Origin of the sequence: Psychrobacter sp. UBA2514, from assembly GCF_002341255.1 — a bacterium.
Taxonomy (GTDB): Bacteria; Pseudomonadota; Gammaproteobacteria; order Pseudomonadales; family Moraxellaceae; genus Psychrobacter; species Psychrobacter pacificensis.
Genome location: NZ_DDNS01000017.1, coordinates 39,002 through 49,482, shown reverse-complemented (window position 1 = coordinate 49,482; position 10,481 = coordinate 39,002). Strand labels below are relative to the sequence as shown.

The 10,481-nt window shown below is 45.0% G+C and carries 10 protein-coding genes; 4 read left to right on the top strand and 6 right to left on the bottom strand.

What is annotated here, in order from left to right:
- From mnmC to B3V51_RS06200, 3 genes are all read left to right on the top strand, one after another.
- Nucleotides 1-1,365: FAD-dependent 5-carboxymethylaminomethyl-2-thiouridine(34) oxidoreductase MnmC (gene mnmC / locus B3V51_RS06210; protein WP_286708114.1), on the top strand; the 1,365-nt coding region annotated here is incomplete at its 5' end.
- Nucleotides 1,366-1,471: 106 nt separating this feature from the next.
- On the top strand, nucleotides 1,472-1,906 hold the full coding sequence (locus B3V51_RS06205; protein ID WP_186473765.1) for a secondary thiamine-phosphate synthase enzyme YjbQ: 435 nt from the start codon (nucleotides 1,472-1,474) through the stop codon (nucleotides 1,904-1,906).
- A gap of 82 nt (nucleotides 1,907-1,988) precedes the next feature.
- Nucleotides 1,989-2,633: a hypothetical protein gene (locus B3V51_RS06200; protein WP_186473764.1), complete on the top strand. Its 645-nt coding sequence runs from the start codon at nucleotides 1,989-1,991 to the stop codon at nucleotides 2,631-2,633.
- A 142-nt stretch (nucleotides 2,634-2,775) separates the two neighbouring features.
- On the opposite strand, the gene B3V51_RS06195 is transcribed toward B3V51_RS06200, so the two are convergent.
- The 6 genes from B3V51_RS06195 to ffh all read right to left on the bottom strand — a co-directional run bounded on the left by B3V51_RS06195 (nucleotide 2,776) and on the right by ffh (nucleotide 9,234).
- Nucleotides 2,776-3,450, bottom strand: a complete 675-nt coding sequence (locus B3V51_RS06195) for a DUF4112 domain-containing protein (RefSeq protein WP_286708113.1) — start codon at nucleotides 3,448-3,450, stop codon at nucleotides 2,776-2,778.
- Complete coding sequence (gene ubiA, locus B3V51_RS06190) at nucleotides 3,443-4,360, bottom strand: 4-hydroxybenzoate octaprenyltransferase (protein WP_286708112.1); 918 nt, start codon at nucleotides 4,358-4,360, stop codon at nucleotides 3,443-3,445. The genes B3V51_RS06195 and ubiA overlap by 8 nt, the downstream gene beginning before the upstream one ends.
- Before the next feature lie 461 nt (nucleotides 4,361-4,821).
- Nucleotides 4,822-5,721: a class I SAM-dependent methyltransferase gene (locus tag B3V51_RS06185; protein ID WP_212564234.1), complete on the bottom strand. Its 900-nt coding sequence runs from the start codon at nucleotides 5,719-5,721 to the stop codon at nucleotides 4,822-4,824.
- 67 nt (nucleotides 5,722-5,788) lie between these two features.
- Complete coding sequence (locus tag B3V51_RS06180; protein WP_212564233.1) at nucleotides 5,789-6,631, bottom strand: undecaprenyl-diphosphate phosphatase; 843 nt, start codon at nucleotides 6,629-6,631, stop codon at nucleotides 5,789-5,791.
- An 85-nt stretch (nucleotides 6,632-6,716) separates the two neighbouring features.
- Complete coding sequence (gene tsaB, locus B3V51_RS06175) at nucleotides 6,717-7,418, bottom strand: tRNA (adenosine(37)-N6)-threonylcarbamoyltransferase complex dimerization subunit type 1 TsaB (RefSeq protein WP_212564492.1); 702 nt, start codon at nucleotides 7,416-7,418, stop codon at nucleotides 6,717-6,719.
- A gap of 268 nt (nucleotides 7,419-7,686) precedes the next feature.
- On the bottom strand, nucleotides 7,687-9,234 hold the full coding sequence (ffh, locus tag B3V51_RS06170; RefSeq protein ID WP_212564232.1) for a signal recognition particle protein: 1,548 nt from the start codon (nucleotides 9,232-9,234) through the stop codon (nucleotides 7,687-7,689).
- Nucleotides 9,235-9,646: 412 nt separating this feature from the next.
- Between ffh and B3V51_RS06165 the strand changes: the two genes are divergently transcribed.
- Complete coding sequence (locus B3V51_RS06165) at nucleotides 9,647-10,438, top strand: cytochrome C assembly family protein (RefSeq protein WP_197496673.1); 792 nt, start codon at nucleotides 9,647-9,649, stop codon at nucleotides 10,436-10,438.
- The last annotated feature ends 43 nt before the right edge of the window (nucleotides 10,439-10,481 follow it).

The following is a 10,481-nucleotide window of genomic DNA, read 5'->3' as shown; positions in this document are numbered from 1 at the left end:
GCAGGCATCGTCAAGCGCGGGCTCAAGGAACATGGCTTTGCCATCAAAAAGGTAAAAGGTTTTGGTCGAAAGCGAGAAATGCTCACCGCCATCATGACCGATACAAACCATATTGACGTTACTAGTGATAATAAAAGTTGTGATAACGAAAGCCACGATGCGGAGCAGATAACAACAGATAGCACCTTTAATCACACTGCCATCATTGGTGCAGGCGTTTCAGGGTTGCTAACGGCTTGGTCGCTTGCCAATCGCGGCATTGCGGTCACTTTATTAGACAAAACGGCGCCTCTGGCTGGCGCTTCAGGCAACCCTCGAGCATTGCTTGCCCTAAAAATGACGCCAATTCACCACGTTGATGAACATTTGCATACCATCGGTTATCTTTATAGCAGCAGGCTATATCGAGACCTTAATCAGAAAGCCACACAGCTCAATACAGCGCCAGTACTGGAGCCGACTGGAGCGCTTGATTTACTGGTGAAAGCCAATATTGGCACCGAGCAAATCGAAGATTATCCTGATGAGATGGCAACCACCCTACCCCATGAGCAAGCACAGAATATTAGTGGAATAAAAGAGCAAGACTTATCAGAGAACTTATACTTACCACAGTCTGGTTTGGTCAATCCGCAAGCATTGAAAACTATTATATTGACACATCCGCTCATTCGCTTTCAGCAATTAGAAGTGAGTGAGATTAACGAAACTGAACAGCAAGTGTGTATTGAAGGCAGTGATCAAAATCAGGAGACTGTCTCTATTCTTGCTGATCATGTCGTTATTTGCGCCGCCTTTGAGAGTCATCAATTAGATAAGCGCATTTTTGATTGCCGTAAAATTCGTGGTCAACTGTCTTGGTTTCGTCCTAGCCTAGAGCAACTGATAAATTTGCCAAAAATCCCGCTTAAATATAGTGGTTACTGTGCGCCCTTTAACGCAAAAGCAGGGGATGATGAGCTAAATACTGTCACCGCTGGCAAGCCATATCTATTATTAGGCGCAAGTTTTATCCGCAACGATACAGATACGGACTTAAGAGATGAAGAACATCAGATTAGCCGGGACAAGCTCGTTGCTGCCATTCCTGAGATGGAATCTATCGTGCCAGCCGATACTAGCCTGTGGCAAGGGCGCGCTGGCATTCGCACTCAGACACCGGATTATCATCCAATCGTTGGGCAACTAACCAACAGTCAGCGAATTTGGACGATAAGTGCAATGGGTGCAAAAGGTTATGCGTTGGCACCCATCTGCGCTGAAGCGTTAGCGGGTATGATGCTAGGGTCATTTGCGCCACTATCTAATGCAATGCTCGCACGTCTATCGCCCAATCGTACCCGTTTGCAAACACCGCTCACTTAATATCATTTAGGATGATATTCATGTACATCAAAACAACGATTTCGACGATTCATATTATCTTGTGATATCTTTATTTAATGTTCATTCCGACAATGAGATAAGCATCATGAGCTATCATCAAACCACCATTACCCTACCTACTTATGCCCGTGGTATTCATGTCATCACGCCTATCATCGAGGAAGCCATTGCTCAGCTCATACCGTCCAGTGCCAAAGCGGGGCTGGTTCATTTGTTTTTGCAACACACGTCAGCCAGTCTCGCCATTAATGAAAATGCTGACCCAGATGTAAGATTGGACACAGAGGATTGGCTCAATAAAATCGCCCCAGCCGATCAGCAAGAGTACCGTCATACCTTAGAAGGCTCCGATGATCTACCAGCGCATCTCAAAAGCATAATGATAGGTGTCAGTTTAACCATTCCTCTGATAGATGGTGTCTTGGGTTTAGGGATGTGGCAAGGAGTTTACTTATGTGAGCACAGAGACTTGAAGGGTTATGGCGGACAGCGTAAGCTGGTCATTACAATCAATACGTAATACTATATAGTGATGAGATGGCAGGTTGACCCTTGCAAATTGCCACATTGATATAGCGCGCTATTAACGGATAAACCTGACTATGAAAACCTTTTTACCAAAACGGCTCAGCTTTTTGAACGCTAACACTTACTGCCTCAGTGCACCTGCTATTTTTTTGAGTGTGTTTTTGCTGACTGCCTGTCAAGAAACGCCAGAACCCGAAGAATCTGCCGAAACACCATCTGAAACGTCAACACAGACAACGCCAGTAACGACAAATATCAATGTCAATGAAGCGGCGGATGACAGTATAGAGGAGGTACCGAACTTAGCGCAGACTGCTACTGATTCAGAGCGCGATGTGAGCTTGACTGAACTGGAACAAGACCTTGGAGGCACTGTCGCTGCACCAAGTAATACTGCTACATCGCCCAATCCAGAACAGGCCATTAAAGGCGCACAAATCACTGATGTCCGTTACAAAAGTGAAGCAGGCGACACCTTATCGGTCGTTTTTGAAACGTCAGCTGCAGGGTTGCTCAATGCCATCGTCACTCGACCCAACCAGCCAAAAATGACGCTCAGCGCACCAGAAGGACAAGGTAACAACCCCACTTATCGCTCAGCTGACGGTAACGTCCAACTGGTGAGTCATGCAGGTGGCGGCACCATTGATCTTATCCAAAACAATACCGTCACTAGCTTTGATGCAGTCAGTGCTGAAGCAGAAGTCGTCACTGAATAAGTGCTAATTGCATCCTTTTTGAAAGTCTTATTTTAAATAATTAAAAAGCGGCAAACGTTACTATCGTTGCCGCCTTTTTTCACTAATACTGAATGCTCTCCGCTTACTTGCATTCACTCAAATTTCTAATATATAACTTTATTTATCCAAACCCAGTCGATTGACCAAAAAGTCCGACCAACCAGCTTATCGCCGTCCATATCCCCCAACCAACAAATACAATCACGATGAGTCCCAATATGTCAGGGATATGCAAGTACAGCCACGCTACTATAGGATTGCGCCAAAATGCACCAAAGCGGCCTTGCTGCTTGTCTTCTAATGACTGATGTAAAAAAGGCCGATCCATATGCATGGTTTCAGTGATGCCATACTCCTGATGCAAATGCTCGTGTACGATACCCAATGTCTTGCGGCTAGGGCGAATAAAAATATCTAGCAATGTCCCAATGCCGGGCACAATACCGACCACCATATCAATCAGCGCCAGTCTGACCGCAGGTGTCATTTTATCGGCAGGAACACCCAGCTGACGACCCAGTATAAAAGCATAGCTGGTCAGTATCAGTCCTGCGACATCCCCTGCGAGAGGAATGGTAGAGAGCGCCGCATCCGCACCTATGCCTTGCTTGGTAAAAGGCACGCGGACAAGAGAATCCATTGTATTAGCAAACTTTGCCAGTTTACGCTCGGTGGCAATGACTTGCTCGCGTGTCAGTCCCTGCTCAGCAAGTTTTGCCTGATAATCGACGACTGAGCCATTTGTATTAGAGGATTTCTTTGCTTTAAATCTCGGCAACTTCTTAAATTTATCCATTTAGAGTCGTCCATATACAAGCAATTGCAACGAGGGCAAAAACATAGCGTCCTACCCAGATATTGGCTAAGAATGCCTGAAAGCAAGCCTGCGCATTGCGACTGGCACAAGCGCTGTTTTGTTTGGCAAACATCATCGCCACCAATGCCAATCCGAATACGGGTGTCACGCCTAGCGTCGTTGGAGCAAAGTAATGCCACATAGCCGCGCCCATCATCAGCAAAAATAGCATTTGCAGGATTGAGATAATAATCACATCATAGCGGCCAAATAATATCGCCGTTGATTTGACCCCAATCTTGAGATCATCCTCGCGGTCAGCCATTGCGTACTGCGTGTCATAGGCCACCGTCCAGCACATATAAGCAAAGAATAATAGCCAGCACCAAATATCGGGAGCGCCCTGCACCGCCACATAAGACATCGGTATGGCCCAGCCAAACGCCGCCGCCAAAAATACTTGTGGCAGATGGGTATAGCGTTTCATAAAGGGGTAAATAAACGCCAATACAACAGCACCCAGCGACCAATAAAAAACGGCAACGGGTAAGAAAAACAGCAAACTGGCACTGAGTAATACCAGTACCACAAAAGCTGCGATGGCTTCTTTGGCAGACAAGCGGCCATCTGCTAATGGACGTCCTTTGGTGCGAGTCACATGACCATCTACTTTACGATCCGCAAAATCATTAATCGCACAACCAGCGGCGCGCATAAATATCGCACCGAGGGCAAATATTACAAATATCTTGAGCGTTGGCAGACCTGCTGCAACTCCTTGCTGCTGAGCTTGGCCCATGGCAGCTAACAGTACGCCCCATAATGTCGGCCATAGTAGCAGCTCAATACCCACTGGTTTATCAAAACGCGTGAGCTGGATATAGGCTTGTAGTTTGTCTTTGAATGTCATGGCTTCTTATTATCGTCAATAAAGAGTGTTATATGCTTTTTTGCTAGGGCGTGTCGCTATTTTAAAAATGGTGATAAACGTTTGAATTAGGGACACGCCCTAATCGTTAGATTTGTTTCCATAAGTTATTCGCCTCAATTAGAGACAATTCAGGATACTGTTTACGTAACGCTTTAATCGCAGGGATTTTATCTTTATGTGCTGCTTGTTCGCAAAAATGCCAATTGCTCTTGTGGACTGCTCAATTCCTTTAAACATGCTTCAAGCCGAAGAATCCGAGTGCGCAGCATGATATTGACCAACAATAAGCCTGCACCCATGACCCAAATGATTAGCGTTGACATTTCCTGCTCCTGAATACATGTATTCTAAATACTCAAGCTAATGAATGACGTATGTTTATGCTGATACACTTATTTATCACAAACAGTGGCTATGAAATAATCCTCGAAAAACCGATGTCAGGCAAAATACCCATCAAAACGCACGGCTTCATTATGCCAGCTTTCACTAACCGGCTCATCGGCAAGTAATGGCGCAAATTGCGGCCGCTTGACGATCACGCGACCTTGTCCTTGCGCGCTTCGACTCACAATTGCCTTAGCACTATTTAGCAGTTGGCGCTCTTCCTCTAGCGTTGGTGGACGCGCCAATTGATGCAGCGCTTGCATGTGCTTGCCGACTTTGGCACCTTTACCTGTCTTACTGTCTTGGTAGCTATCCTCTGGAAACATGGGATCTAAATACACCACATCGACTGCATTGCCATCATTCGATATATCGTCAGCTTTTAGGCTCGCAAAATAACTCAGTGCATCAGTATTGATAATATGTAGGCGACTCATGAGCTTTTGCCAATTAGGCTGCGCGCTCATACGCTGCTGCTCTGCAAGTAACAGCAACGCCATTAGCGGCTGCTGCTCAAGCATAATGACTTGTGCGCCAGTACTGGCCAATATCAAACTATCATGGCCAAAGCCGGCCGTGGCATCGATAACATGGCTATCTGCGGTAATCTTTGCTGCTTGCAGTAATAGCTCCGACTTACGACCAGCAGTCACCACGCGGCGTTGCAATTTATCCCACTCTGGTGACACGCTCAGTCCATCACTAAGCCACGATAGCTTATCTTTTTCATCAAGCAGCAAAATAAGTTGAGAGGATGTTTGGCTCAGTTGCTGGCGACGTTTTTGTGTTAATTTCTCCGTGGAGAGCTCAGTCTTTAGGACGATTGGTAATTTGTGCTCAGCTATCAATGCCTGTAAGCGCTCAATCTGAGCTTGTTGGTTGTCATTCACATAGAACAATTGGCACTGTACAAGGTCACCTGACTTATTATCTGTGTGATGCAGCACTGTCATAACCATCATCCTTTTTACTTATAACTGCTTACTTTTTACCTATAGCATTACAAGCCATCGTACAAATCTAGCCCGCCATTTGGTAACCAAAGCCCCAAGCCGCAACCAACACGATAACACCCGTGATAATGCGTAACCAAGCAAAAATAGTAAAGTCACGGCGACTCACCCATGCTACAAGCAGGCGAATACAGAGTAGCGCCACGACAAACGACACGATGGTTCCAACACCTAATATCAACCAGTCTTCACGATTGCTCAGTACATCGCCGTGTTTGAGCAGATCTAATAATGCCGCGCCTACAATGACAGGAATACCCAAAAAGAAAGAAAACTCAGCGGAGGCTTTACGCGAGACTCCAAGCCATAGCGACCCAATGATCGTCGATCCTGAGCGTGACGTCCCTGGTATCAGAGCCAAACATTGAAACAGACCAATCATTAGGGCCGTTTTTATACTGACATCTTCTGCTTCTTTTGCAATGATGGTTTTAGGGCGCTTTTCCACATAGAATATGAGCAGACCACCGATGATGAGCATAATGGCAACGACAATAGGATTAAACAAATAAGTTTTGATTTCATCAGCAAAGGTAAAGCCAACAATCATCACAGGAATGGTCGCGACAATGAGACTGAGTCCCAGTTGCCTAGGATTGGTCATGCCTTCTGCTTTACCTGTTATGAGACCCATCAATGCTTGCCACAGTCTGCCCCAATAGTCATATATCACTGCCAAGATAGCACCAAGCTGTACCACGACCACAAACAAATCGACTTTTTCTTTGGTCCAAAATCCCATCACATCGGCTGATAAAATCAAATACCCCGTGCTGGAGATAGGCAAAAACTCTGTGATACCTTCCACGATACCCATGATGACAGCTTGAACGAATAACAGTATATCCACAATGACTTTCCTAAAAACAGGCCGATTGGCTGTCCTATGTTGACGTTGGTTTTATATTGATTAATGCTTAAAAAATACTCAAAAGCTACGCTTTGCCTTGCTCTTTAAGTGTTTTCCAAGCTTGGTTACGTAGATATTTTGGTAGCGCTTGCGCCGCCTCCGTACCACCATCGTTTGCAAACTGAGCAACACCAAGCTGCCCGATGATAACAGCGTCTGGCCAGACGTCTTCATGGCACACTTGCTGATCATGCAATGCTAGTAGTACTGATCCATTCCCCGCGATAGGGAGATTCAGTGCTGTTTGGCTATCATAATCTAATAGCTGCTCAGTGCTATCACTGCCATGAGCCCATACTGGCTGCATGATGCTATAACCTAACTCGTCGTCAACTACCAACTCATACTGTCCGAAATAGACTTGCTGCATACGAGCATCAAGGGCGCTGTATAGGTGTGTCAGCCCGTACTGCTGATACGCAGATTGTGCAATCGCTTGTAGGCTAGAGACACCAACACAAGGCAAGTCATGCGCGACAGACAACGCTTGCACCACTGCCGTGTTGATACGAATACCGCTAAACGCACCCGGTCCGCGATTAAATATTAAAGCCTGTATATCAGCAAGACGTAGCTGCGCCTCAGATAGTGCAGCATCAATCATCGGTAAGATCTGCTGAGTTTGCTGACGCTTGCCTGTTTCGGTATGGTTCGACAGTACCTGTCCGCTCGAATCTAAAATCGCGATCGAACACTGATCGAACACGGTATCCATTGCTAAAAACATCACAACCTCGGCTTTTACTTTTGGCGTTCTAAATGGGTTTGTCAGATTTTAATAATTTTTAATAGTTATTTATTATTTATGTACTATCAAAATTTAGACAGAATGAAACAGCGCCTATCATAGCATTTAGGCTAAATGAATTTTATCAATTTCTACGCTTTTCCACACTTTATTCATCTGTACTTATTCATAGCTAACCATAAAAAACCCTAAAGCTTAGGTAGCTTTAGGGCATATATAAAATACTTTCAGTATGCATCACGATGGCTTAGAAGCGTGTTTTAAACTTCTTGGGTGCTTGGTTTTGCATTTTTTGCATTTCTTGCATCTGCTTTTGCATCTCTTCGGTGCTCGGCATATTGTTCGGATCCAGTCCCATTTGCTTGGCCATTTGTTCTGGATTCACGTTTTTAGTGCCTTGCTGACCGCCGCCAAACAATGGGCCGCCACCGCCTGCGCTACCACCACCCATGAGGCCTTGCATAGACTTCATCATTTTACTGATGCCTTCAGGCTTTGAGATCATTTTCATCATTTTTGCCATTTGCTTGTGCTGCTTGAGCAAACGGTTAACATCTTGAATCTCACGGCCTGAGCCTGCAGCGATACGGCGCTTACGACTTGGATTAATCTTATCAGGGTTTTTGCGCTCAAACGGCGTCATTGAATTAATCAACGCCTCCATCTCACGTACTTTTTCTTCTGGCTTGGCTTCTTCGACGGCTTTTTGCATGTCTGAGCCGCTCATACCTGGCATCTTATCTAAGAAGCCCGCCATACCGCCCATACTTTTCATCTGCTGGAACTGGGTTAATAGATCCTCAAGGTCAAAATCACCGCCTTTTTGCATCTTTTTCGCCATTTTTTCGGCTTTATCACGGTCGATTTTTTGCTCAACCTCTTCGACCAAACTCAGTACGTCGCCCATACCAAGGATACGCTGGGCAATACGCTCAGGGTGGAATAGCTCTAACTCGCCTAGTTTCTCACCGCGGCCCAAGAACTTAATTGGCTTGCCGGTGATAGCGCGTACAGACAGCGCCGCACCGCCTCGTGCATCGCCGTCAGTCTTAGTTAAGATAACACCCGTCAATGGCAACGCATCATTAAAGGCTTTTGCGGTATTGGCGGCATCTTGACCCGTCATTGCATCGACGACGAATAGTGTCTCAGATGGGTTAACCGCCGCCGTTAGCGCCTTAATCTCATCCATCATGGTATCGTCGATATGTAGACGACCTGCCGTATCAATAATAAGGATATCTTGATATTGGATTTTGGCCTCTTCAATCGCACGCTTTGCGATATCGATTGGATTTTCATCCGTGCTTGAGTTCACAAACTTGGCATTTACCTGACCGGCGACTTGCTCAAGCTGTTTGATCGCCGCTGGACGGTAGACGTCGGCCGATACCAGCATGACTTTTTTCTTTTGACGCTCTTGTAGATATTTGGCCAATTTACCAGCTGTGGTCGTTTTACCCGCACCTTGCAAACCTGCTAGCAAATAGACCACAGGCGGTTTGCCTGTCATCTCTAACTGCTGATTGGCACTGCCCATCATTTCGGTCAGCTCGTCGTGTACGATTTTGACAAATGCTTGACCTGGCGCTAGCTCTTTTAGCACTTCAGCACCAAGCGCTTGCTCTTTGACGCGTTTGACGAAATCACGAGTGACAGGCAGTGCTACGTCAGCTTCTAACAATGCCATACGTACTTCACGCAGGGTGTCTTTGATATTGTCTTCAGTCAGTTGTCCAGATCCTACGATATTACGTAGGCTGGACGATAAGCGTTCTGTTAAGGTATCAAACATAAATAACTCTCAATTAAAATGGTTTTCAATTAAATAATACGCAATTAAAATAACTTTCAATAAAATGTTGGCGAATCAAACGATTCAAATGGTTCATCAATACTATTAGGATGGACTATCAAATACTGAGGATGCTCTGATAAAAAATCATATTATCAATACTATAGCATCAACACGGCTCAAAACTTATAGTGGTTTTGCAAAACTTGGCTCTGATATTTATAAGTGACTTACGATATATTTTGCGGATTGATGCTTTGTCAATCATATTTATAAGCAATGAGTAAGATGATGCTCAACTGGCACCCATTTTATGATAAATTGGACGATTATTCTAATCATTCTGATAATACCACTTTAGCGACACATTGAGCGGCAGTTTATGCTCAGTATAAGATGAGGCTTTTTATCTGTGCACCTTGCATTCTTACTTGCTAGCATGGCTTATGTCTTAGTCAGCCTCCATATTGGTTGGGCGCTGATTCAGGACAAACCTATTCATAAAGGCGTCAGTTTGGGGCTTTTATTGGTAGGGATGGCCGCACATGCGACCTTACTTTATCCATATGTAGTGACGCTTTATGGTCTGAATTTCAATTTGTTCAATATCATTAGCCTGACCAGTTTATTCTTCTTATTCTTTTACCTGCTGTTTTGTCTGTACCGCCCTATTCTGAGCCTTGGTATTTTGGCTGCGCCTACTGCACTAATAGGTATAACCGTCGGCTATATTTGCCGCGCACCCTATCAACCGCTTACTGACGTCAGTGTCGGTCTTGAAGCTCATATCCTATTATCGTTAGCGGCCTATTGTGTGCTGTTGATGGCGGCAGTACAAGCGCTATTTTTGCGTCTACAAATTCGCGAGCTCAAGCATCATACCATTCACCGATTTTGGGTCAATAAATTACCCTCATTACAAAGTATGGAGAGTCTATTATTCGATATGCTCTTGGTAGGCTTTGTGCTGCTTAGTATCGCACTGGGCATCGGGTTTATCTATGTCGAAGATTTGATGGCACAGCATATCGTGCACAAAACAGTATTTAGTCTGCTCTCGTGGTTATTATTTGGTACGTTGCTGCTTGGCAATTGGCGCGCAGGATGGCGAGGCAAACGTGCGGCGAATATCACTATTTATGCCTTTATTCTGTTAGCGATTGGCTTTGTGGGTAGTAAGTTTGTTTTGGAAATGCTGATATAAAATATCACATTATAAAAAAGGCGATCAGTAACTGTTGCTACTG